Source organism: Solidesulfovibrio magneticus RS-1 (assembly GCF_000010665.1).
Classification (GTDB): Bacteria; Desulfobacterota; Desulfovibrionia; order Desulfovibrionales; family Desulfovibrionaceae; genus Solidesulfovibrio; species Solidesulfovibrio magneticus.
The window spans coordinates 3,253,044-3,275,893 of sequence record NC_012796.1 but is presented as its reverse complement, the minus strand read 5'-3'; the positions used below and the strand labels follow the sequence as shown (position 1 = coordinate 3,275,893).

General features: G+C 62.9%; 18 protein-coding genes and 1 tRNA gene. 11 read left to right on the top strand and 8 right to left on the bottom strand.

Going from position 1 to position 22,850, the window contains the following annotated elements; all coding sequences use genetic code 11:
* Positions 1-203: 203 nt before the first annotated feature.
* Both DMR_RS23405 and DMR_RS13955 read right to left on the bottom strand, forming a co-directional pair.
* The gene (locus DMR_RS23405; protein WP_081429613.1) at positions 204-2,213 is read right to left on the bottom strand and encodes a methyl-accepting chemotaxis protein; all 2,010 of its coding nucleotides are present in this window, start codon (positions 2,211-2,213) and stop codon (positions 204-206) included.
* Positions 2,214-2,917: 704 nt separating this feature from the next.
* Positions 2,918-3,012 (bottom strand) — tRNA-Ser (locus DMR_RS13955).
* A 154-nt stretch (positions 3,013-3,166) separates the two neighbouring features.
* Between DMR_RS13955 and DMR_RS13950 the strand changes: the two genes are divergently transcribed.
* The 10 genes from DMR_RS13950 to DMR_RS13905 all read left to right on the top strand — a co-directional run bounded on the left by DMR_RS13950 (position 3,167) and on the right by DMR_RS13905 (position 14,506).
* Positions 3,167-4,339, top strand: a complete 1,173-nt coding sequence (locus tag DMR_RS13950) for an aminotransferase class I/II-fold pyridoxal phosphate-dependent enzyme (RefSeq protein ID WP_015861555.1) — start codon at positions 3,167-3,169, stop codon at positions 4,337-4,339.
* Positions 4,336-5,637: a homoserine dehydrogenase gene (locus DMR_RS13945; protein ID WP_015861554.1), complete on the top strand. Its 1,302-nt coding sequence runs from the start codon at positions 4,336-4,338 to the stop codon at positions 5,635-5,637. Before DMR_RS13950 ends, DMR_RS13945 begins: the two co-directional genes overlap by 4 nt.
* A 103-nt stretch (positions 5,638-5,740) precedes the next feature.
* A complete protein-coding gene (locus tag DMR_RS13940; protein WP_148208438.1) occupies positions 5,741-6,970 on the top strand; it encodes a cofactor-independent phosphoglycerate mutase in 1,230 nt (409 codons plus the stop codon).
* Positions 6,971-7,064: 94 nt separating this feature from the next.
* A complete protein-coding gene (locus DMR_RS13935) occupies positions 7,065-7,499 on the top strand; it encodes an acyl-CoA thioesterase (protein WP_015861552.1) in 435 nt (144 codons plus the stop codon).
* 31 nt (positions 7,500-7,530) lie between these two features.
* Positions 7,531-8,325 carry an amidohydrolase family protein gene (locus DMR_RS13930; protein ID WP_015861551.1) on the top strand — a complete coding sequence of 265 codons (795 nt, stop codon included), beginning with the start codon at positions 7,531-7,533 and terminating at the stop codon, positions 8,323-8,325.
* 93 nt (positions 8,326-8,418) lie between these two features.
* Complete coding sequence (locus tag DMR_RS13925) at positions 8,419-10,788, top strand: bacteriohemerythrin (protein WP_043600714.1); 2,370 nt, start codon at positions 8,419-8,421, stop codon at positions 10,786-10,788.
* A gap of 268 nt (positions 10,789-11,056) precedes the next feature.
* Positions 11,057-11,488 (top strand): LexA family protein, encoded by a 432-nt coding sequence (locus DMR_RS13920; protein WP_015861549.1) that lies wholly within the window; start codon positions 11,057-11,059, stop codon positions 11,486-11,488.
* Positions 11,489-11,493: 5 nt separating this feature from the next.
* Positions 11,494-12,771 (top strand): Y-family DNA polymerase, encoded by a 1,278-nt coding sequence (locus DMR_RS13915; protein WP_015861548.1) that lies wholly within the window; start codon positions 11,494-11,496, stop codon positions 12,769-12,771.
* A gap of 95 nt (positions 12,772-12,866) precedes the next feature.
* Positions 12,867-13,613 carry a TerC family protein gene (locus DMR_RS13910; protein ID WP_015861547.1) on the top strand — a complete coding sequence of 249 codons (747 nt, stop codon included), beginning with the start codon at positions 12,867-12,869 and terminating at the stop codon, positions 13,611-13,613.
* A 101-nt stretch (positions 13,614-13,714) separates the two neighbouring features.
* Positions 13,715-14,506, top strand: coding sequence for a tRNA1(Val) (adenine(37)-N6)-methyltransferase (locus tag DMR_RS13905; RefSeq protein ID WP_043600711.1), 792 nt, complete (start codon positions 13,715-13,717; stop codon positions 14,504-14,506).
* A 237-nt stretch (positions 14,507-14,743) separates the two neighbouring features.
* Here DMR_RS13905 and DMR_RS13900 read toward each other — a convergent pair whose 3' ends face one another.
* The 3 genes from DMR_RS13900 to DMR_RS13890 all read right to left on the bottom strand — a co-directional run bounded on the left by DMR_RS13900 (position 14,744) and on the right by DMR_RS13890 (position 16,937).
* On the bottom strand, positions 14,744-14,992 hold the full coding sequence (locus DMR_RS13900) for a hypothetical protein (protein ID WP_015861545.1): 249 nt from the start codon (positions 14,990-14,992) through the stop codon (positions 14,744-14,746).
* 362 nt (positions 14,993-15,354) lie between these two features.
* A complete protein-coding gene (amrA, locus tag DMR_RS13895) occupies positions 15,355-15,906 on the bottom strand; it encodes an AmmeMemoRadiSam system protein A (protein ID WP_015861544.1) in 552 nt (183 codons plus the stop codon).
* A 170-nt stretch (positions 15,907-16,076) separates the two neighbouring features.
* On the bottom strand, positions 16,077-16,937 hold the full coding sequence (locus tag DMR_RS13890) for an alpha/beta fold hydrolase (protein WP_015861543.1): 861 nt from the start codon (positions 16,935-16,937) through the stop codon (positions 16,077-16,079).
* Between the two features lie 117 nt (positions 16,938-17,054).
* Here DMR_RS13890 and DMR_RS13885 point away from each other — a divergent pair, with 117 nt between their 5' ends.
* Positions 17,055-18,815 carry a methyl-accepting chemotaxis protein gene (locus tag DMR_RS13885; protein ID WP_015861542.1) on the top strand — a complete coding sequence of 587 codons (1,761 nt, stop codon included), beginning with the start codon at positions 17,055-17,057 and terminating at the stop codon, positions 18,813-18,815.
* Between the two features lie 275 nt (positions 18,816-19,090).
* On the opposite strand, the gene ybeY is transcribed toward DMR_RS13885, so the two are convergent.
* From ybeY to DMR_RS13870, 3 genes are read right to left on the bottom strand one after another with little or no spacing between them, the layout of a single operon-like run.
* Entirely contained in the window at positions 19,091-19,516 is a 426-nt protein-coding gene (ybeY, locus tag DMR_RS13880; RefSeq protein WP_015861541.1) for an rRNA maturation RNase YbeY, read from the bottom strand.
* Positions 19,513-21,825 carry an HD family phosphohydrolase gene (locus tag DMR_RS13875; protein WP_043600708.1) on the bottom strand — a complete coding sequence of 771 codons (2,313 nt, stop codon included), beginning with the start codon at positions 21,823-21,825 and terminating at the stop codon, positions 19,513-19,515. Before DMR_RS13875 ends, ybeY begins: the two co-directional genes overlap by 4 nt.
* Positions 21,800-22,774, bottom strand: coding sequence for a PhoH family protein (locus DMR_RS13870; protein WP_015861539.1), 975 nt, complete (start codon positions 22,772-22,774; stop codon positions 21,800-21,802). The genes DMR_RS13875 and DMR_RS13870 overlap by 26 nt, the downstream gene beginning before the upstream one ends.
* Positions 22,775-22,850: the final 76 nt, after the last annotated feature.

The following is a 22,850-nucleotide window of genomic DNA, read 5'->3' as shown; positions in this document are numbered from 1 at the left end:
GAGCCGCATGGCGCAAACGTAGTTTTTTCTATTGGGATATACTACGCCGATGTCCACACTTCTCAACAACTGTTGATTTTGGCCATGGGATGGATGCTGAAAACAAGCTTTGAAAAGTATTCGTTGGACAGTCCGCTTAGGTTATCCAGAATGTTAAGCCTGTATATAGCTTTTAATGCTAACGCCAAAACGCTATGATTTGTTTACCGACTGAGCTTGTCAACCAGGTTTTTTAAAGCCCTAGCCATTTCAGTGAGTTGTTCTACGGCACTAGACGCTTGGTGTAATCCTTGGTCTGTTTCGTCTGCAGTAATACGAACCTCATTCGCTAATTGTGCAATTTTTTCAGCGTTTACATATTGTTCTCGCGATGCTTCAACAATATTTTGTGACCCAGTTGCAGTAGTTTCTGCGATGCTCACGATTTCACTTAAAGAATTTCCAGATTTGTTCGCGAGATCGGTTGCGCCATCTATAATTTTAATTGCATTGTTCATTTGACTTATGTTGAGTTTGGTTGATTCTTGTATGGCTCGGATAGTATTTTCTACTTCAAGAGTAGCGTGTGTGGTCTTTTCTGCTAACTTCCGAACTTCATCCGCAACAACAGCGAACCCCCGCCCTGAATCACCAGCTCTGGCGGCTTCAATTGCAGCGTTTAACGCCAAAAGATTTGTTTGATCAGCTATGTCGGAGATAACTCCAATTATTTCTCCGATTGATTTTGAATGCGCTTCCAGTGATTGCATGTTTTCGCTGAGTCGTGCCGCTGTTAATGAAACTTCATGTATAGCTTCAACTGATTGTTTTACGATGTTTGATCCTTCAAGCGCTTTTTCTTGAGCAATATTAGCATTCTTTGCAGCTATGTCAGCTTGATCAGTGACTTGAGAAATGATGTTTTTCAATTCATCCATTGCAAGTGATGTTGTTTCAGAACGCTCTCGCTGTGTAGTCGCGCCGTCAGCAGCAATATTGATCTGATTAGAAAGACTTTCGACTGCTTCGAAAAGACCCGAAGCGATGTTTTCCGTTTCTGTAGCGGCGCGGCGCATATCTTCGGATTGTAGAATGGCCTGACTTTCACTACACTTGATATCCGTTAAATCTGTGTAGGTGGCTATTCCTCCTGTTACATTTCCATCAAGATCTTTAAGTTGACATCTGTCAGCTTTGACACTCAATTTGTTGTTTTTCTGTGTTGTTAGCGAAACATCTTCTGTCGAACTCCAGTTTGTTGACTTGATAAGTTTTTGTATGTTTGTTTCTCTCGATTCGTCTTTGTAAAATAAATAACCGGCTTTTTTCCCAATGTACGCCTCGGCGGGTAAGTCCGACTCAAGCATCAAAAGGGCCGCGTTGTTTACGGATGTAATTCGTCCATCTAGGTCTATTGTTAAAAATGGCTGGCGATATCCTTGCATTACACTCTGAGAAAATCCTAGGCTTTCCTTTGGTTTGTTTGTCATTTCTAGCGTTTTTTTCTTTAGTGATTCAAATTCAGGGCAAAAGTTGTCATCAATAACTGCACCATAATCGCCAGATGCAATTTTGTTTGAAAATAATCCTAAGCTTTTTAGTGGTGAGTTGATTGATTTTGTTATGACTACTGATGCTATGACTACAAATATAAGCATAAATGCGACGATAGATATGAAAATTATTTTGCTCGACTCATTTGTTTTTTTGTTGTTCTCAAGTGCTTTTTTAAAGACCTCGTTTTGTAAGTCTATTTGTTTGAGTATGATTGCCTTTATGTCTCTCCACTGAGGCGTTTCGGTGCTGTTAAGGATGGCTATGGCGTCGCTTTGCTTGTTTTCTGTCGCTAGCTTTATAATTTCACTCTTTGTCAGCGCGATTTTGCTCCATTTTGCTGAAAGCTCTTTGTAAATATTTGTTTGATCGCCTTTGCTTATGTCGATGAGAGATGTAATTGCTTTTGTAAAATAAGAGTCAGCATTTTTATAATTTTCAGCTGCTTTTTGATCTTTCGGGTTGAAGATTATGTTTCTGATGGCTTGCTCTGTCTGGAGGCCGTTTGCCCACGATTCGTGAAGGAATATGCTGTGCTTGTTTTCAAGATTAATGATTCGGTCAAATTCTTGAGATGTTTTGTGTTCGTAATTCAAGAATAACAATAGTGACATAACTAGTGAAGTAGAAGCGGTGAAGGCGAAAGTGACTAGCATGGCCTTTATTGTGATTCTTTTCATGGCAAAACCCGTTTTTTTTGATGTGCTTCGTTTTTTTGAGTATTGCGCACCAGTGCGTAAGTCGCTGTCTCACGTGCTCAGGTAAAAGCACTGTTCTTTGCAGAAGTGTATTTAATTGCTGAAAGCTTTATTGCTGTTGTTTTGGCTGCGATCTTTTGTAGTCATTTCTAGTGCATCTGGATGTTTTGTGGACCAATATAAAATATTCTTTTGTTATATTTTTTATGATACGAGTCAAACTCAGGAAAATGGTGTTTCTCCAGGGCCACTCTCCAGTTTTCATAATAATTTCAGTGCCAGGCCACTTTCAAAAACCTAGATCAACAACCAGCGTTTTGGGCGAGTCCCTTCTGCAAACCACAGTACCACTATGCACTTTGGTGAACCCCTCTGTCAAAACCCCGGAGAAGGATAAGTTCAAAATCGGGCAAACCGGGCAGAGGAGGGCCGTGTCACCGAATTCTTAGGATGTCATTCCTGGAAATGGAAGTTCCATCCATAGGGTGTGAGGATACCCTGGGTGGATGGCGGTGGGGCTGAGTAGGGTGAGGAGAGGGGCGTGGTTTAGCGGGGGGTGAAATTTTTTTCGAGGGAAGGGTAGGTCGACAACTAGGTCGACGCGGGATTCGCTACTCGCAAGGCAGGTCGAAAAAAGCGAAAAGCCGCCCAAATTTGGACGGCTTTTCTTAATGATTCTAAATATCTGGCGGAGAGGGAGGGATTTGAACCCTCGAACAGGGTTTAAGCCCCGTTACCCGCTTAGCAGGCGAGCGCCTTCGGCCAACTCGGCCACCTCTCCGCAAAACGGTGAGGTAAACGTTTGCCCGCTCGCGGTCAAGGAAAAAAACTGCTTTTCCCCAAGCCTTTGACCTCATACGCTCTTTACAGGGGGCCGGGCAGGCGCATATGCTCCCGTTTCGCATTAACGAGCCCCCTCAAAAGGAGTCCAGGGCATGAAAAAGTTCGCGCGTATGGAGCGCCTTCCCCCATACGTCTTCGCCACCGTCAATGAGCTCAAAATGCAGATGCGGCGGCGAAACGAGGACGTCATCGACCTGGGCATGGGCAACCCCGACCTGCCCACGCCCCCCCATATCGTCGAAAAACTCGTCGAGGCCGCCCAAAAGGCCGTGAACCACCGCTACTCGGCATCGCGTGGCATCAAGGGCCTGCGAAACGCCGTCTCGGCCTGGTACAAGCGCCGCTTCGACGTTGACATCGACCCCGAAACCGAAGCCGTGGTCACCATGGGGGCCAAGGAAGGCCTGGCCCACCTGGCGCTCGTCATGCTCTCGCCCGGCGACGTGGTTTTCGCCACCGACCCGGCCTATCCGATCCATCCGTACTCCTGCATCATCGCCGGAGCCGACGTGCGGCGCATCCCGATAAGCAGCGACCGGGACTTTTTCGAGGACCTGCTGGCCGCCACGCGCCAGACCTGGCCCCAGCCCAAGCTGCTCATCATTTCCTATCCGCACAACCCGACCACGGTCACGGCCGACGTGCCGTTTTTCGAGCGCATCGTCGAATTCTGCAAAGAACACGACATGATGGTCATCCACGACTTCGCCTACGCCGACTTCGGCTTCGACGGCTACCAGCCGCCGAGCTTTTTGCAGGCCAAGGGCGCGAAAGACGTGGGCGTGGAGTTTTTCTCCCTCACCAAAAGCTATTCCATGGCCGGCTGGCGCGTCGGGTTTTGCTGCGGCAACCCCGAGATGGTCCATGCCCTGACCCGCATCAAGAGCTATCTCGACTACGGCATCTTCCAGCCCATCCAGATCGCCGCCACCGTGGCCCTAAACGGCCCCCAGGAGTGCGTGCGCGAGATCATGGACGTCCACCAGGAGCGCCGCGACGCGCTCATTGACGGCCTGGCCCGGGCCGGCTGGGAAGTGCCCGCGCCCAAGTCCACCATGTTCGTGTGGGCCAAGATTCCCGAGCCCTTCCAGCATCTCAAGTCCGTGGAATTCTCCAAGCTGCTGCTGCGCGAGGGCGGCGTGGCCGTTTCGCCGGGCCTGGGCTTCGGGCACTTCGGCGACAACTACGTGCGGTTTGCCCTGGTCGAAAACCGCCACCGCATCAATCAGGCCGTCCGCGGCATAAAAAAGGCGCTTTCCGGATGAACAACGCTGCCGTAGCCCCTGTTCGCATCGGATTGGCCGGACTCGGCACCGTCGGGTCCGGCCTGGTGGCCGTGCTGGAGAAAAACGCCGACTGGATCGAGGCGCGCCTGGGTCGGTCGGTTGCCGTCAAGACCGTGCTCGTGCGCGACTTGGCCAAGCCCCGGGCCGTGACGCTTGGCCCCGAGGTACTGGTCACCACCGACGCCGACGCCCTGGTCACCGACCCGGACATCGACATCGTGGTAGAGCTCATGGGCGGCATCGACGCCGCCTTCGGGCTTATTGCCAAGGCGCTTAACGCCGGCAAGCACGTGGTCACGGCCAACAAGGCGCTTTTGGCCAAGCGCGGGCCGGAGCTTTTCGCCCTGGCCGCCGAAAAGGGGCTTGGCCTCTACTACGAGGCCAGCTGCGCCGGAGCCGTGCCCATTGTCGAGACCCTGCGCTCGTCCCTGGCCGGCAACCGCGTCCAGAGCATCATCGGCATCCTAAACGGCACGGCCAACTACATTCTCTCCAGCATGAGCGAAAAGGGCCTGCCCTTTGCCGACGCTTTGGCCAAGGCCCAGGAGCTCGGCTACGCCGAGGCCGATCCGACCCTGGACATCCAGGGCTTCGACGCAGCTCACAAGCTCATCGTGCTCATCCGGCTGGCCTACGGGTGCAATCTGCCCCTGGAGAAGCTGCCTGTCGAGGGCATCACCGTGGTCACCCCCGAGGACATTCGGTTTGCCCGGGAGTTCGGCTACGCCATCAAGCTCATCGGCCAGGTGCGCGACTGCGACGGCAAACTTGCCGCCGGGGTCTGGCCCATGCTCGTGCATGAGGACTTCCTGCTGGCCAGCGTCAGGGGCGCGTTTAACGCCGTGCGGGTGGAAGGCAACGCCTCCGGCCCCATCATGCTCCACGGCAAGGGTGCCGGCGACCTGCCCACGGCCAGCGCCGTGGTGGCCGACATCCTGGCCCTGGCCCGGGACGGCATGATCCCCAACAACACGGGCTTTCGCACCGAGCCTTTGCCCGAGGCCGAGCTGGTCGCTTCCGACGATTTCGTCACCCCGCACTACATCCATTTCACGGTCAAGGATCAGGCCGGGGTCATGGCCGCCATCTCCAAGTCCATGGGCGAGCATGGCGTGTCCATCCGCCAGGCCGTGCAGAAAGGCGAACCCGAGGACGGCTACGTGTCCATCGTGTTCTTGACCCACGAGGCCCCCAACCGGGCCATCGACGCCGTGCTGGCCGACACCGGGGCCATGCCCTTCATCAAGCCCGGCACGGTCCATTTCCGGGTATTGTAATCACCGGTGCATGTGTTCGGCATGCCCCGTTAAAAGTTTTTGAAGAGAGTCCAGAGAGAAACTTTTTTCAAAAAGTTTCTCTCTGGCCGCCGGAGGCATCATCTTGTCCGTTCCATCTCCTTCATCCTCTCCGTCCCCCTTGCCCCGCAAACTCGTGTTCCTCATCGCCGACGGCATGGGCGATCTGCCCGTGGATTCCCTGGGCGGGCGCACGCCCATGGAAGCGGCGGCCACCCCGGTCATGGACCGGCTGGCCCGGGAGGGGATGGTGGGGCTTTGCCGCACCGTGCCCCAGGGCATGGCCCCGGGGTCGGACGTGGCCAACATGTCGCTTCTGGGCTTTGATCCGGCCCAAAACCACACCGGCCGAGGCCCCATCGAGGCGGCGGCCATGGGCTTGCCGGTCGCGCCCGACGACGTGGTTTTCCGCCTCAACACCGTCACGGTGAGCCAGTTCGCCGAGGCCGGGCTCATGCGCGACTACAGCGCCGGCCATATCGCCACCCAGGCGTCCACGGCCCTGGTCGAGAAGCTGGCCGCGACCTGCCTGCCGGAGGGCTACGAGCTTCATGCCGGCGTGCAGTACCGCCACATCCTGGTGGCCAAGGGCGCGGCCGGCCGGGAGGAGGCGGGTGTTTACGTGCGTCCGCCCCACGACATCACCGACCAGCCCATCGCCCCGGACCTGGCCGAGTTTCGCCGCGCCCCGGCGCTTTTTGATTTCGCGGCCAAGGCGGCGGCCGTGCTGGCCGGGCCGGACAATGCAACCAAGGCCAACGCCGTGTGGCCCTGGGGCCAGGGGAGGGCGCTGACCTTGCCCGATTTCGCCGCGACCTTCGGCCTGCGCGGCGCGGTGGTCTCGGCCGTGGATCTGGTCAAGGGTCTTGGGCGGGCGGCCGGCATGGCTGTTATCGACGTGCCCGGGGCCACGGGGCTGCTCGACACCAACTACGAGGGCAAGGTGGCGGCGGCGCTGGCGTTTTTAAAGGACGGCGATTTTGTCTTCGTCCATGTCGAGGCCCCGGACGAGTGCGGCCATGGCGGCGACGCCGCCGGCAAGACCGAGGCCGTGGCCCGGTTCGACGCCCGCATTGTCGCGCCCATGGTCGAGGCCCTGGGCGACGACGCGGCCTTCGTCATTGCCTGCGACCACTTGACGCCCATCGCCATTCGCACCCATGCCGCCGATCCCGTGCCTTTTCTTTTCTGGCAGCCGGGCGTAATACCCTCCGGTGCGGCGGGTTTTAGCGAGGCCGAAGCTGCGGGGACCGGGCTGGCCGTGGAAGCGGGGCACGAGTTGCTGCGCCGGGCCATGGACTGGACCCGTTCTTGACGCGCCGGACTTTCCGGGCGCATTTCGCCAAAAAACGGTTGCGACACGCTGGCGACGTCTGATCGCCGGGCGAGATACGCGAGAACGAGACGCCATGGCCCTGATCCTCAAGCCTGAAGACTTTCCCCAGCCTGACTCGCGGCTGGCGCTCACCGTCTCCTACGGCGAGGTGGACCAGATGGGCTACGCCTACTACGGGCACTATCCCCACTGGTTCGAGCGCGGGCGCGGGCATTTCATCCGCGTGCGCGGCATGAGCTACGGCGAGGTCGAGGCGCGCGGCGTGTGGCTGCCGGTGCGCGATATGGCCGTGCGGTATCTGCGCCCGGCCCGCTACGACGACGCCATCACCGTGCGCACGGCCGTCAGCGAGTGGGGCCGGGCCTCGGTCACCTTTGCTTATCAGGTCTTCGGGCCGCCCGAGGACGCCACGCTTCTCGCCGTGGGCGAAACGCTCCACGCCTGCACCTCGCCCCAAGGCCGGCCCATGCCCGTGCCGTCCTGGCTGCGCGAGCTGTTCACCTTCTAACCCTCCCGCCTTTTTCGCGGCATTTTCCCTCATGTTTATTGATATCCACACCCACGCCTATCATCCCAAGATCGCGGACAAGGTTCTGGCCCAGCTTGAAGGGCACTACGGCATCCCGCCTGTCGGCACCGGCCAGATCGACGATCTTTTGGAGCGCGCGACCAAGGCGGGCCTGGACAAGGTCGTGGTCCACAACGCGGCAACGGCCCCGGCCCAGGTGGTTCCGGCCAACAATTGGGCCATCGCCATCCACCGCGAACACAAGCGCATCATCAGCTTCGGCACGCTGCACCCGGACTACCCGGACTTCGAGCGCGAACTGGACCGGCTGTGGCGCAACGGCATCAAGGGCATCAAGTTTCACGCCGACTTCCAGGGCTTCCGCCTGGACGACCGCAAGCTGTGGCCCATCTTCGAAGCGCTGTCCGGCCGGTTCGTGGTCATGCTTCACGTAGGCGACCGCCTGCCCCCCGAGGAGAACAACTCCTGCCCGGCCAAGGTGGCGGCCATCCTGCGCGATTTTCCCCAGCTGACGGTCATCGCCGCCCACATGGGCGGCTATCTCCATTGGCAATACGCCGTGGAGCATCTGGTCGGCAAAAATGTCTATATTGACACGTCCAGCACCCTGGCCTTTATCGACGACGCTACCTTGCGGCGCATTTTCGACGGCCATCCCCGGGAACGCATCCTTTTCGGCAGTGATTACCCGCTGTTCGATCCCGGTGAGGAAATCGCGCGCCTGCGCCGCCGGTTGTCCTTGCGGGACGCGGAACTGGAAGAGATATTGGGCGGAGCTTCCGCACTATTTCGGTCATCAAAATGAGTATTGACACCTGAGCGAACCTCATGCTCGAACATTTTTGTCGGGCTAGTGATATTGCTTTTCAGCTGCCGCCCGGCCAAGGAGTTTCGATCCATGAGTATTCGCGCCCGGATTCTCGCCTCCGTCGCTGTCCTTTTTCTCGTTGCGCTGGGCATGTTCGCGGCCACGTGGTCCATCACCAGCGAGCAGCGCTCCGACGGTCTTGTCATCAATCTGGCCGGCCGGCAACGGATGCAGGTTCAGAGAATCGCCAAGGACGTCCTGGCCTTGGCCCACCAGGCCAAGGGCGGCGGCGCGCCGGCTGGCCTGGCCGACGATATTCGCAAGCGGCTATCCGCTCTGGAATCGACCCAAAATCTGCTGGCCCGGGGCGGCACGTATGAAGGCAGCAAGAGGTTCACCATTGACCCGTCCAGCCGTGAGGCCGCGGCACTCCTCGACGAGGCCGGCCGGCTGATCAAACCTTTTGGCGTCGAAGTCGAAGCCATCCTGGCCAAGACCGATGCCGTTTCGCCCGAACGCCTGCTGGCCGCCTCGGAAGCCATGGTCGCGGCCCAGGACAAGGCCGTGGCCCGGCTTCAAGCCGAGACCGAGGACGACGTGTCCACGCTCATGACCATTCAGGCCGTGGGCATGGGGCTGTGCGCCGTGGTGTGCTTGGCGGTGCTGTTCATGTTCCGCCGCGCGGTCATCGCGCCCCTGGGGCGGCTGCGCGAATACGCTGCAGCCGTGGCCGGAGGCGATTTGCAGGCCGTGCCGGCCGGCGACTATCCGCCGGAACTGGCCGTGCTGCGCGACGCCCTGGCCCGCATGGTGGAGTCCCTCAGGGACACCTTGGCCGCTGTCGAAGCCAAAAACCTGGAATGTACCGGACATGCCGACGACGCCGAACGGGCGTTGGCTGCCGCCCGCGAGCAGGAAACCCGCACCGCCGAAATGTTGGCCCGCCTGGGAGACGGCGCGGCCAAGGCGCGCGGCATCTCCCAGAGCGTCATGGATCATGCGGCCGGCTTGCTTTCGCGCATTGAACAGGTGGGGCAGGGCGCGGCCCAGCAGCGTGACCGGATGATGGACACGGCCGCGGCCATGGAAGAAATGAACGCCACGGTGATGGAAGTGGCCCGCAATGCCTCCAGCGCCGCCGTGAGCGCCGCCGACGCCAAGGACAAGGCCGCCACCGGCGCGGCCGGCGTGCGTTCGGCCGTAACGTCCATCGAGGCCATCCGCCGGCGCATCCTCGATCTCAAGGAATCCATGACGCGTCTTGGCCAGCAGGCAGACAGCATCGGCCACATCATGAACGTCATTTCCGACATCGCCGACCAGACCAACCTGCTGGCGCTCAATGCTGCCATCGAGGCGGCCCGGGCCGGCGACGCCGGACGCGGCTTTGCCGTGGTGGCCGACGAGGTCCGCAAACTGGCCGAAAAAACCATGACCGCCACCAAGGAAGTCGGCGAGGCCGTGGTGTCCATCCAGGGACAGGCGAGGGAAAACATCGCCGCCGTGGAGTCCGCCGCCTCGGGCATTGAGGACAGCACCCGGGCGGCCGCCGATTCCGGCCGCTTCATGGACGAAATCGTCGGCATCGTTGAAGCCACCGCCACCCAGGTGGAGTCCATCGCCACGGCTTCCGAGGAACAGTCCGCCACCTCCGAAGAGATCAACCGGGCCGTGGAAGAGGTCAACGGCATCGCCCGCGACACGGCCGAGGACGCCGCCGCCGCGTCCCAGGCCCTCCATGCCCTGTCTGAACTGACGAACGACCTCGACGCCGCCATCCGCCAGATGACCGGCGAGGCCGGCGCGTCCCGGCCGGCCCTGGCCGTCGCCCGGCCGGCCGCCAAGGCCATCGCGCCGTCACGCCCGGCCGCTTCCCGCGCCCTGCCGCCGTCGCGTCCGGCCCCGGCCAAACCCAAGGCCTTGCCGACGGCCAAACCTGCCGCCGCCAAATATGCCCCGGCCCCCAAACCGGCGGCCATCCCCGCTCCAGCGGCCAAGCCTGCCGCCATCAAAGCCTCGGGCAACGGTTCCGGCGGGGCCTGTTCCATTGGCGGCAGCCTGCTGCAGTGGGACGATTCCCTGGCCACCCACATCAGCGAGATCGACCGCCAGCACCAGGTGCTCGTACGCATGATCTGCGATCTGCACGAGGCCATGCGCTCGGGCAAGGGCAAGCATCAGCTTGAGGCGATTCTCGAAGAGCTTCAGAACTATGCGGTGGACCACTTCGGCTACGAGGAAAAGCTCATGGAGCAGTACAAGTATCCGGGCTACCTCAACCACCGCAAGGAACACGTGGCCTTCGTGGACAAGGTCATCGCCTTTGGCAACGACTTCCGGGACAACCGGGCGGCGCTGACCACCGAGGTCATGAATTTCCTCAAGAACTGGCTGGTGGGACACATCAAGGGCACGGACCAGAAATACGCCCCGTTTTTCATCGAACGCGGCGTAAACTGAGTCAGCAAAAGAGAAGATGCCTCCGGCGGCCGGGGGGCTCAGCCCCCCGGACCCCCGACATTTTAGGGCGGCGTTCCCTGCAAGCCTTGCAGGGAACGCCGCCCTAAAACATGGTGATTCCGTCGCGCCTCAACCGCCGCGTCATCGCCGTCCCCCTTAACCCATTTTGGGAGTCCGGGGCCTGAGGCCGCCGGAGGCTCTCTTCCCGCTTTCACCTTCCTGCTCGTGCCGTCTGGACAGCGCGGCGGCGCTCCCGTACCGTGCCCCCATGGGACGACCCACCTTGACGATCCTGGGGTTCGAGCCGAAGACCGCGCTTGAGCTGCCGCTGTATCTGGCCACGGCCCCGGCCGGCTTTCCTTCGCCGGCCGAGGACTACATCGACAAGAAAATCGACCTCAACGAACACCTCGTGCGCCATCCCGCAGCCACCTTTTTCGTGCGCGTGGACGGCGACTCCATGCGCGACGCCGGCGTGGCCTCGGGCGACATCCTCGTGGTGGACCGGGCCCTGGAGGCGAAAGACGGCTCCATCGTCGTGGCCGCCCTGGACGGCGAACTGACCGTCAAACGCCTGCGCCGCCGCGACGGCAAACTGCTGCTCGTGCCGGAAAACCCGGACTACCAGGCTGTGGAAGTCGCGCCCGAGGCCTCGTTTATGGTCTGGGGCGTGGTCACCTACATCATTCATAAAGCGTGATCGCCATGCCGTCGCTGTACGCCCTGGTCGACTGCAACAATTTCTACGCCTCCTGCGAGCGGGTCTTCGCGCCCCACCTCGCCGGCCGGCCCATCGTGGTGCTGTCCAACAACGACGGCTGCGTCATCGCGCGCTCGGCCGAGGCCAAGGCGGCCGGCATCCCCATGGGCAAGCCGGCCTTTATGTGCCGGGAGCTGTTCACGCGCCACAACGTGGCCGTTTTCTCCTCCAACTACGCCCTTTACGGCGACATGTCGGCCCGGGTCATGACCACGCTGTCCCGGTTCACGCCGACCATGGAAGTCTATTCCATCGACGAAGCCTTTCTTGATCTGGCCGGCCTGCCGGGCGGTCCCGAGGCCACGGCCCGCAGCCTGCGCGAGACCGTCGTCCGCTGGACCGGCATCCCGGTGTCGGTGGGCATTGCCCCCACCAAGACCCTGGCCAAGCTGGCCAACAGGGCGGCCAAGAAACGCCCGGAAAGCGGCGGCGTCCTTGATCTGGCCGCCTGCTCCGATACCGACGCCGTCCTGGCCGCCACGCCGGTGGAAGACGTCTGGGGCATCGGCCGCCGCCACGCGGCCATGCTGGAAGCCTTCGGCATCCGCACGGCCCTGGCGTTTCGCGAGCTGCCCCGGGATTTCGTCAAAAAGCGCATGACCGTCCAGGGCCTGCATACACTTCTTGAGCTGCGCGGCCAGCCCTGCATCGACCTGGAGCACGCCCCGCCGCCGGCCCGTACGCTCATGTCCTCGCGCTCCTTCGGCCGGGCCGTGACCACCCTGGACGAGCTGGCCGAAGCCGTGGCCGAATACGCCGCCCGGGCCGCCGCCCGGCTGCGCGCCCGGGGGCTGGTCGCCTCAGGGGTGGAGGCCTACGTCCAGACCTATGCCGACAAGGACGGCCGCCCGCCCTACGCCAACGCCGCCTTCGCCGCCCCGCGCGCGGCCACCGCCCACACCGGCGAACTCATCACGGCGGCCCGCCAGGCCCTGGAGACGATCTTTCGGCCCGGCCACCGCTACAAGAAAGCCGGGGTGATCCTGCTTGGCCTGGAGCCGGGCGGCCGACGCCAACGCTCGCTCCTCGACGCGCCCCCCGAAGAGGATGCCCGGAAAGGCCGCCTCATGGCCGCCCTGGACGCCGTCAACGCCAAATGGGGGCACGGCGCCCTGGCTCCGGCCGCCTGCGGCATCGACAAGCCCTGGGCCATGCGCCAGGCCAGCCGCTCCCCGCGCTACACCACGGTCTGGGACGAACTGCCCGTGGCCAGGGCCGGGTAGCGCCGGCCGCCCGTTATTTCCCTGCTGTACACAAACCCCGGCCCCTTGCTAGACAGCTTCCGACGCGACCAAGCCATCCCCCAGGAGCAACGCCCATGGCCCTTTTCACCGCGGAAAACCTCATCGCTTTCCTGACGCTGTCCGCTCTGGAAATCGTCCTTGGCATCGACAACATCGTCTTTATCGCCATCATCTCCAACGCCCTGCCGGCCGAGGTCCAGTCCAAGGCCCGCAAGATCGGCCTGCTGCTGGCCATGGGCACCCGCATCCTGCTGCTGCTCGGCATCACCTGGGTCATGGGCCTGGTCGCGCCGCTTTTCACCGTCCTTGGCCACGTGGTCACCGGCCGCGACGTCGTGTTGCTGGCCGGGGGCCTGTTTCTTATCGCCAAGTCCACTTTCGAGATTCACGAAAAGATCGAGCCGGCCCATGAGGACGAAAAGCGCGCCGCGAAAGTGCGCGGTTTCGCCGCCGCCGTGACCCAGATCGCCATCCTCGACATCGTCTTTTCACTCGATTCCGTCATCACCGCCGTGGGCATGTCCGGCGAAATCGTGGTCATGGTGGCGGCCGTCATCGCCGCTGTCCTGGTCATGATGCTTTTCGCCGACGCCATCAGCCACTTCGTGTCGCGCCACCCCACGGTGCAGATGCTGGCCCTGTCGTTTCTCATCCTCATCGGCGTGTTCCTGGTGGCCGAGGGCCTGGGCCGCCACATAGACCGGGGCTACATCTACTTCGCCATGGCCTTCTCCCTGCTGGTCGAACTCCTCAACATGCGGGCCAAAAAGGCCAGCCAAAAGGAAGAGGGAAGAGTGCCTCCGGCGGCCGGGAGGAGCTAAGCCCCTCCCAGACCCCCCGCATGGGAAAAAGTTGTAAGGGGTTTTCGACGGGGAGTTGCTCTCTGTCGGCCGGGGAGCCAGAGAAGCCGTGGATGGGATTGATGCCGGAATATGAGGATGACGCCGTGCAGGCCGCGCGCGAGGCCTTCCCGCGCGGGCTGGCCCAGCCCGAAGGGGGCTTTCGTTTCGGTTCCGACGCCCTGCTCCTGGCTGCCTTTGCCGCGAGTCTGGCCGCCGGCCCCCGGACGGCCGATCTCGGCACGGGCTGCGGCGCGGCTGGTCTTGGCTGTCTGCTGGCCGGGGCCGATCCGGCCGCGACCTGCCTGGGGTTGGACCGCGACCCGGACATGGTCCGGGCCGCCGGCCAAAACGCCGCGCGCCTTGGCTTGGCCGAGCGCTTCACGGCCCTGGCCGTGGACCTGCGCGGTATCCGTGAAGATGCCCGCTGCCTGCCGGAATCGTGCGATCTGGTCATTTGCAATCCACCGTACCGCGACCCGGCCTCGGGCCGCCGGCCTTCCGGCCCGGCCCGGGAGGCCGCCCGCTTCGAAACGGACGGCGACATGACCGATTTCGCCGCCGCCGGCAGCTATCTGTTGGCCAACAAAGGCCTCTTCGCCTGCATCCATCTGGCCGAGCGCCTGCCCCTGGTCTTTGCCGCCCTGGCGGACAAGCGGCTTGTGGTCAAGCGCGTGCTGCCCGTTTCGCCGCGCGCCGGCGCGCCGGCCAGGCTAGTGCTGGTGGCCGCCCGCAAAAACGGCGGTCCGGGCATGATCCTGGACGCGCCCCTGGCCCTCTACGCCGGAGTCGGGACGCAAACCCGCCTCACCGAAACCGCCCTGGCCTTTTGCCCCTTCCTGGCCTGCAATGCTGGACCGTCCGGCGAGTTCTGAGTCCCTGGCCGCAAGCAGCAAACGCCGTCAGAGACGGCGGGGCCGTCTGTGCCCCTAGCGGGATTTGCTTCCCTGGAGCAGGGCGGGCAGGCCGCCGCCAGAGGCCACAAACATGCCTGCCGCCGCGCTTTGGCGGTCGTCTGCGGACGGGAATGCCGCAAAAAAGGGGACGCCCGAAAGCGTCCCCTTCCGGCGCGGCGAACCCTCCGCCGCGCCTGCCCTCCCAAATCCGTGTCGCTATTTGCTCTCGAAAAGCCGCTGTGGATGCGGCCCGGCGTGCTGATCATAGGCGGCGAGCCGGGGTTCGCCCTGGCGGCGCAGCAGCAGGCTGGCCTCGGCCAGCCGGACCACCTCGCTCTGGACGGCTGGAGTCTTGGCGACAATGCCTGCGGCAGCCGTCTCCTTGGCTGTCAGACGCGGCGGATCGGCCACGTACACGGTCGCTCCCAGGACGGCGATGGCGGCGATAAGCAGCAGGCGTTTCATGTCGGCTCCCTCTTCCAGTTGTCCGCTGACGGCGGCGTTCCCACATCTGCTTTTCTTCAAGCGAGGAACGTGCCAATGGAGACAATCACAAAAAGTAAACTATTTCAGGCGGTCTACAGGCAGCCCCAAAACAGTCGCGCCGCGATTCCACAAAAACGGGAGTCGCGGCGCGCAAAAATGACCATATATCGGCAAAGCGTTGGTTGCCGGGGAAGCTGCGTCGTTGCCGGTCCGACCGAGGGACATCATCAACGCCTCTGCCTGGTTGACCAGCGACCGAGCCCTTTGCCCATTTGGGGGGTCCGGGGGCCTCAGGCCCTCGGCCGCCGGAGGCATTCCCCTCTTCTCTCTTCCCGTTCCGCCTAAAAAACCTCGGCCTCGAACCAGTACAGCGTGGCCGACGGGTCGCGCCAGCAGCCGTTTTCCAGGCCGGCCTTGCGGCAGGTGTGGTCCAGAAAAGTTTCCCGATCCCAACCCCATTCCACCGGCACCTGGGGCAGCAGCAGCCCGGAGCGGGCGCCGCGCCGCACCATCAGGCCGTGGCGGCCGACGACCACTTGGGCCGGGTCCGGGCAGGGTTCCAGGGGGCCGAGGATGGAGATTTCGATGGCAACGCGGTCGAACTCCCGGCGGGTCAGCGGCGTAAAGCGCGGATCGCCGAAGGCTGCGGCCTCGGCCATGGCGGCGATGGTTTTGACCAGGGGCTGGTCGCCGACGATGTGGCCGATGCAGCCGCGCAGGCGGCCATCAAGGGTGAGGGTCACGAAGGCCCCGAAGCGGCGGCGCAGGGTTTCACTGTCTGGCGCGGGCAGGTTGGCCGGCTTGCCGGCCAGTCTGGCGGCGATGACCAGCCGGACGAGATCCTTGAGAAAGGCTTTTTCCGCATCGGTGAGGGCCACGTGGAAGGCGTCCATGGCGGGACTCCTTGGCTGGGGTGGACATTGCCCCGACTGTGCCCCGCCCGCCCCGCTCTGGCAAGGCCTTGGCGGCTGCATCGCTCACCATCTGGCAAAGCTATCCACGACGCCCATTTGGGGGGCCGGGGGCCTCAGGCCCCCGGCTGCCGGAGGCCTTTTCCCTCCCCTCAACTACAAAATTCGCCAAGCATACTGTAAAATTCGCCGGGCATGGCCTGCATGAGGAAATGGCAGTCCGTGGGGAAGGGGCGGGTGGGCACGGCGTGTTCGTCGAGAAAGGCCCGGGTTTCCGGGGCCACGTCGCGGCCGTAGGCGTAGAGCTTGGGGATGGGCAGGGCGGCAAGGGCTTGGCCTGCGGCGTGGCTCCATTTGCCGGGCAGCGCCCGGGAGGTGCGGCGCACGGCCAGCACGGTCTGGAGAAAGGCTTCCTCGCGGCAAAAGCGCAGCGAGGCGTAGTAGTGGCGGCAAAACGGGAACTTGCCGAGATAGTCCCGAAAGATGGTCTGGTCGCGAAACTCCGCGTACCACTCGCCAAAACGCCCCGACAGCCGAGCCGCTTCGGCATGGGCCGAGACAAAGGCCCCGAAGCGCGTCACCGAGGCCTCGGCCAGGATCAGCCCGGCCACTTCGCCGGGGGCGGCGTCGCGGCAAAAAAACGTGGCCGGGATGCCGCCCACGGAGTGCCCTACAAGATAGAGGCGGCTCGGGCGCAGGCCGTGGTGCTCCATGAGGTGGTCAAGCACCTGGCGCACCCGCCGGGTGGCAGCCTCCATGGAATAGTCCAGGGCGGCCGGACTGCCCCCGTGGCCGGCCATGTCCGGAACGATCAGACTCGCCCCGGCCAGATAGCGGGTGGCGAAGGCGTCCTCGAAGGCCAGCCGGGAATCGCCCAGGCCGTGAAGCAGCGCCACCGCCGGGGCGCGGTCGGCCTGGATGCGGGCCGTGACGTGCACCGGCGCGTCAAAGGTCGGCACGCAGCCGTCGAAATTCGGGCCGTCCTGTCCGCCCAGGGAAAAGTTTCTTGCCATGGTCTTGACCCCGCCCCTTAACGGTCTGTAACAGTAAAACTCAAAATCCAGGCCCGGCGACGGCGATGCGATGCGTGTCCCCAGCCCGCCGGCAGCCCAATCCGCAAGGCGGTATCCATGAAGTTCTCTATTTCGGCGCGTTTGGGGCTGGGTTTTGGTTTGGTGCTGGCGGCCATGACCGTCGGGGCGTTCGTCATGACCTTTTCCCTGGCCAACGTAAAGGACCGGGCCGAGGCCATGCGCTCCCAGGCCCTTCCCCTGGCCGACGTCGCCGCCGGCATGCAATTCGAGGCCGTCAACGTCCAGCAGTGGCTTACCGACGTCTCGGCCACGGGCGAGGACGACGGTTTTGCCGAGGCCGAGAAGGCGGCCGGGGCCTTTCGGGCCGGCGCGGCCAAGTTCGCGGCCCTGGCCGAGCGCACCGGCAATCAGGCGCTGCGGGCGGAAACCGCTGCCGTGCTGCGCGATTTCGAGGCCATGTACGACGTCGGCAAGCGCATGTCCAAGGCCTATGTGGCCGAAGGCCGCGAGGCCGGCAACGCCATGATGGGCGATTTCGACGCCCGTACCGAGGCCCTGGCCGGGCGCATTGCCCCCCTCAAAGCCAGCCAGTTCCAGGCCGTGGACACCCAGGTGGCCGGCATCTTGGACAAGCTCGAAAACGATTTGCGGCTGCAATACCTGCTGTTGGGCCTGTCGCTGGCCGTAGGCGTCGTCTGCGCCGTCCTCGTCTCCCGCAACATCCGCCGCCAGCTCGGGGCTGAACCCTGGGAAGTGGCTGCCGTGGCCCGGGACGTGGCCGCCGGACGATTCGATGCCGTGAGCGCGACCTGCGTCGCCAAAGGCAAGGGCTGCGGCGTCATGGCCGACATGGCCGCCATGGCCGACAAGCTTCGCCAGTCCTTCGCCACCGTGGAAGCCCGCACGGCCGAGGCTGAAAAACACTTACGGGAAGCCCAGAGCCAGCGGCAGGCCGCCGAGGAGGCTACGCGCCAGGCCGATCAGGCCCGGCGCTCCGGTCTGACCGAAGCGGCTGATCGGCTGGAGGATCTGGCCGACGCCGTGGCCCGGGCCGGCAACGCCTTGACCGACCGGGTGGCCCAGGTCAACCGGGGCACGGTGCGCCAGCACGAACGCACCGCCGATACGGCCACGGCCATGGAGGAAATGAACGCCACCGTGCTCGAAGTGGCCCAGAACGCCGACCGCGCCAGCCAGAGCGCCCGGGCCGCCCGGGACGGCGCGCGCGAAGGCCTGTCCGCCACCGAAGAGGTGGCCCGCTCCATCGACCGGGTGCGCGGCCTCTCCCAGGGCCTCAAGACCAGCCTCGACGTTCTGGGCGATCGGGCCAAGGGCATCTCGGCCATCCTCGGCGTCATCTCCGACATCGCCGACCAGACCAACCTGCTGGCGCTTAATGCCGCCATCGAGGCGGCCCGGGCCGGGGACGCCGGACGCGGATTTGCCGTGGTGGCCGATGAAGTCCGCAAGTTGGCCGAAAAGACCATGCAGGCCACGGGCGAGGTGGCCTCGGTGGTCTCGGCCATTGACAGCGGCGTGCGGGAAAACGTGGCCGGCATGGAAGCGGCGGCCACGGCCGTGGACGAAACCACCAAGCTGGCCGAAAACGCCGGCCGGTCGCTCACGCACATCGTGGAAATGGCCGAAACCGCCACCGAGGAGGTGCGCTCCATAGCCACCGCCTCGCAGCAGCAGGCCACGGCTTCGGAAGAGATCAACCGCGCCCTGGCCGACATCAGTCTCATCGCCGAAGAAACCGCTCAGGGCATGGCTGATGCCGAAACGGAGTTGGACAATCTCTCCAACTCCGCCTCGCGTCTGGCGACCCTCATCGACGGCCTGCGCCGCGAGGGCTAGGCGGGAAAGAGGAAGAAGGAGAGGGGGATGCCTCCGGCGGCTGGGGCCTAAGGCCCCCGGACCCCCCAAATGGGTTAAGGGGTAAATGCCGTTACGACGTCGGGCGGAAGTGAGGAACAGATAAGCCGAAAGTGGTTGGCGTTGACGCCAACGGACTTCACCATGTTTTTGGGCGGCGTTCCCTGTAGGCCTTGCCTGCAGGGAACGCCGCCCAAAAATGTCGGGGGTCCGGGGGACTGAGTCCCCCGGACTCCCGAGGCCTCTTCCGCTTTCCCTTAGTCCAGTCCCAGTCTCACCGCCGCCGTTTCGGCGGCGGTCTCCGTCAGCGATTCCATGAGCGGTCCGTGGTCCAGGCCGGCCAGATGCAGGAAGCCGTGGGCCAGCAGCCGGGCCATGTGCAGTCCCGGCGGCTGGCCGTAGAGGAAGGCTTCCCGGCGCACGGCGTCGAGGCTCAGCGCCAGTTCGCCGAGGTAGTCGGGCCGGTCGGGGTCCTCGGCCGGAAAGCTCAGGATGTTGGTTGGGCCGGGCAGCCCCAGGAATTCGCCATTGAGGGCGGCGATGGCGGCATCGTCGGCAAGGGTCAGATCGAAGTCCCGGCCGTCGAGGTCCAGGGCGTCGAGCAGCGCGTCGCACAGGGCGTCGATCTCCGGACGCGAGGCCGGCAGGTCGGGGGCGAAGACGCCCCGGGCAAGGCCGATCACGCGGCGTGTTCCGCCGCTTTGGGGTCCACGGCGCAGGCCGTTTCCTCGCGGGTTTTGCCGTTTTTCTCCGGGCTTTTGGCGCTGGGGTATTCGATGCGCTGGTGGAAGATGCCGGTCAAGATGCGCTGGAAGGTGTCGCTGAGTAACGTCAGGTCCTTAAGGGTCAACTGGGAATCGTCCAGTTCGCCCTCGGTGTAGATCTTGCGCACGATGTTTTGGATATGGCCCTTGATGCGGCTGGGGGTCGGGTCCACCAGGGTGCGGCTTGAGGCCTCGATGGCGTCGGCCAAAAGGATCAGGCCGGCTTCCTTGGACTGGGGCTTGGGGCCGGGATAGCGGTAATCGGCCTCGCGGATGGGATCATCGCCCTTGGCCTCGGCCAGTTCCTTGGCCTTGTGGTAGAAGTAGGCAATGAGCGTGGTGCCGTGGTGCTGGCCGATGAGGTCGGTGATGGCCTGTCCCAGGCGGTGTTCACGGGCCAGTTCGATGCCTTTTTTGACGTGGGATATGAGGATTAGCGCGCTCATGGACGGCGCGAGCTTGTTGTGGCGGTTCTCCTTGCAGGAGATGTTTTCAATGAAATAGTGGGGATTTTTGAGCTTGCCGATGTCGTGGTAGAGGGCCGCGACCTTGGCCAGCAGCGGATTGGCTCCGATAGCCCGGGCGCCGGCTTCGACCATGTTGGAGACGATCAGTGAATGGTGGTAGGTGCCCGGGGCCTTGACCATGAGTTCCTGGAGCAGCGGCTGTTCCAGGTTGAGCAGCTCCATGAGCCGGAAACGCGACGTGTAGCCGAAGATGAGCTCCATGATGGGCGCGATGCCGACCACGGCCAAAAGCGACAGGAAGGCGGACAGGGCAACGAAGGCCAGGCCCGCGCCGGCTACCGACGGGTCATTTAAGTCCATAAGGTTGACCGAGCACCACATGACGCACAGGGCGGCCAAGAGCGGAAAGACGGACTTGAGCAGCTGGGAGCGGGTCTCGGAGCGTTTGATGAGGTAGACGTAGATCATGGAGCCGACAAAGTAGTAGCAAAAGGCGCCGATGCCGCCGTAGACCATGTTGGCGGCCAGAAACGACAGGATGAGGCTGGTGAAGATGCACAGGCGTTTGGGGAAAAACAGCGCTAAAATACCGGCCGCGCCGGCGATGGGCAGGCTGTAGGCGAAGTAGATTGAGCGTGTCGCCTCCGGCAACCCGCCACCACCCGGCAGGGTAACCATGTCGCCCACCTTGGCCAACATGCCGAAGATGAGCAGCACCACGCCCAGAAACACCCAGTCGGTGCTGCGCACGCGTTTGATCCCGGCCCGCTCCAGGGAGACGTAGAGTACGGCCAGAAACATCAGGCACATGCCGAAAAGTCCCGTGGCCCGCAGCAGGTTGTAGGGGCCTTTGCGGTGGGAGTAGAGGGACTGGAGCTTGAGCTGCTGGATGGGTCCCACGCGCTCGCCCTGGCGCACGATGATCTCGCCCTTTTTGATGATGTAGTACAGCGGCTCCACGGCCCGGGCGATCTCGGCCTTGCGGGCTTGCGTCGTTTCCTGGTTGAGGGTCATGCTGGGGGCGATGAGCGGATAGACCAGGGAATAGACGGCCTTGCGCTGGCGAAAGGGCTTGTTGAGGGAGACCTTGAGCATGTGCTCCAGGTCGTCTTTTATCTGCTTGATGTCCTTGATGTCGCGGGTCTCGACGCGAAGGGTCTCCATCTTGGAGGGCAGTTCGCGCAGGAGGATGCCGTTTTTATAGGGCGTGAAAACCGAGACCGAGCTGACCACGCCGGGCTCGTAGTTCTGCTTGAGCCAGGGCAGCACGTCTTTTTGCATGAGCGCTTTGAAGTCGTCCTGCCGCCAGACCTCAATGATGTCCGGGCCGATGTCGGTGTTGAGGTTCTCGGCCACCTGCCAGCGCAGCTTTTCCAGATCCTCGGCCGTGGCGGCCCGGGCCGCGCCGATGATGTCCTCGACGCTTTTGGCCAGGGCCTCGAAGGGCAGGGGGCTGACGTCGAAGACCGGGGGCTGGGCCTCGGCAACCTGGTCGCGGCGGCGGGTGGTGGCCTCGACGTCCTCGATTTGCAGGCTTTGGTCGGCGGCCACGTCCTGGGTGGCGATTTCGCCGGCGGTAAAAAGACGCACCGAAGTGTCCAGGCCCAGGCGGGCCACGAAGCACAAGGTGAAGACCACAGCCAGGAAAAACAGGAAGCCCGGTGCCCATTCGGGCAACGTGAAGCCGCCTGCCTGCTGTACCGGGGATTGGGCCGAAGGGGCCTTGATGGCCCGCTTAACCCTGTCGACTATCTCGCTCATAAGCTTGGACGATCCTTCCCACCAGGGGATGGCGGACGACATCGGCGTCGCTGAAGGTGACGAACTCGATGCCGCGTACGTTGCGAAGCACCCGCCGGGCCTCGACCAGTCCCGAGGCCGTATGGGACGGCAGATCGATCTGGGTCGCGTCGCCGGTGACCACGGCCTTGGAGGACAGGCCCAGTCGGGTGAGAAACATTTTCATTTGCTCGGGCGTCGTGTTCTGCGCTTCATCAAGAATGATGAGCGCATCGTTTAAGGTGCGCCCGCGCATGAAGGCCAGAGGAGCCACTTCAATAACGCCGGTGTCGAGCATCTCGCGTACCTTGCGGAAGTCGAGCATGTCGTTGAGGGCGTCGTAGAGAGGGCGAAGATAAGGGTTTATTTTCTCCACCATGTCGCCGGGCAAAAAGCCCAGCTTTTCGCCGGCCTCCACGGCCGGCCGGGTGAGGATGAGGCGCTTGACCCGTCGTTCCAGCAGGAACCCCACGCCCATGGCCACGGCCAGATAGGTCTTGCCGGTGCCGGCCGGGCCGATGCCGAAGACCAGATCGTGCCGTCTTATGGCGGCCAAGTAGTCGCGCTGGGTGGCGGTGCGCGGGGTGACGGTTTTCTTGGGCGAAATGACGAGGGATTCCTCGCGGTAGACGCGCTGGAGGCTGGCCTCGGGCTCCTTGGCCAGAACGCTTAAGGCCTGTTCCACGTCGGCCGGATAGATGGGCTTGCCCTGGCGCAAAAGCCCGTAGAGCTGTACCAGCACGTTGGCCACATGAGAGAGCGTCTCCTCGGAGTCGGCCCGCAAAATCACGGAGCTGCCCCGGGTGTCGAGACGCGCGCCGGATTTGCCGGCGATCAGGGCGATATTGGCATTGTGGGGGCCAAAAAGGTCCCGGGCGAGCGCCGGGTCGTCAAAGTCGAGCCGTCGCTCCATGCACAGCGTTTCCATCATAACGTCACGAAGCCTGGTTACGGTCGGGAACCCGCGCGCGCACTCCGGTCAGGCAATTAATACAACGCGCCGACAA

Excerpts from the sequence above, each read along its gene's own strand:
- DMR_RS23405 (WP_081429613.1), bottom strand. The coding sequence starts at position 2,213 with ATGAAAAGAATCACAATAAAGGCCATGCTAGTCACTTTCGCCTTCACC.
- DMR_RS13950 (WP_015861555.1), top strand. The coding sequence starts at position 3,167 with ATGAAAAAGTTCGCGCGTATGGAGCGCCTTCCCCCATACGTCTTCGCC.
- DMR_RS13945 (WP_015861554.1), top strand. The coding sequence starts at position 4,336 with ATGAACAACGCTGCCGTAGCCCCTGTTCGCATCGGATTGGCCGGACTC.
- DMR_RS13935 (WP_015861552.1), top strand. The coding sequence starts at position 7,065 with ATGGCCCTGATCCTCAAGCCTGAAGACTTTCCCCAGCCTGACTCGCGG.
- DMR_RS13930 (WP_015861551.1), top strand. The coding sequence starts at position 7,531 with ATGTTTATTGATATCCACACCCACGCCTATCATCCCAAGATCGCGGAC.
- DMR_RS13925 (WP_043600714.1), top strand. The coding sequence starts at position 8,419 with ATGAGTATTCGCGCCCGGATTCTCGCCTCCGTCGCTGTCCTTTTTCTC.
- DMR_RS13920 (WP_015861549.1), top strand. The coding sequence starts at position 11,057 with ATGGGACGACCCACCTTGACGATCCTGGGGTTCGAGCCGAAGACCGCG.
- DMR_RS13915 (WP_015861548.1), top strand. The coding sequence starts at position 11,494 with ATGCCGTCGCTGTACGCCCTGGTCGACTGCAACAATTTCTACGCCTCC.
- DMR_RS13910 (WP_015861547.1), top strand. The coding sequence starts at position 12,867 with ATGGCCCTTTTCACCGCGGAAAACCTCATCGCTTTCCTGACGCTGTCC.
- DMR_RS13905 (WP_043600711.1), top strand. The coding sequence starts at position 13,715 with ATGCCGGAATATGAGGATGACGCCGTGCAGGCCGCGCGCGAGGCCTTC.
- DMR_RS13900 (WP_015861545.1), bottom strand. The coding sequence starts at position 14,992 with ATGAAACGCCTGCTGCTTATCGCCGCCATCGCCGTCCTGGGAGCGACC.
- amrA (WP_015861544.1), bottom strand. The coding sequence starts at position 15,906 with ATGGACGCCTTCCACGTGGCCCTCACCGATGCGGAAAAAGCCTTTCTC.
- DMR_RS13890 (WP_015861543.1), bottom strand. The coding sequence starts at position 16,937 with ATGGCAAGAAACTTTTCCCTGGGCGGACAGGACGGCCCGAATTTCGAC.
- DMR_RS13885 (WP_015861542.1), top strand. The coding sequence starts at position 17,055 with ATGAAGTTCTCTATTTCGGCGCGTTTGGGGCTGGGTTTTGGTTTGGTG.
- DMR_RS13875 (WP_043600708.1), bottom strand. The coding sequence starts at position 21,825 with ATGAGCGAGATAGTCGACAGGGTTAAGCGGGCCATCAAGGCCCCTTCG.
- DMR_RS13870 (WP_015861539.1), bottom strand. The coding sequence starts at position 22,774 with ATGATGGAAACGCTGTGCATGGAGCGACGGCTCGACTTTGACGACCCG.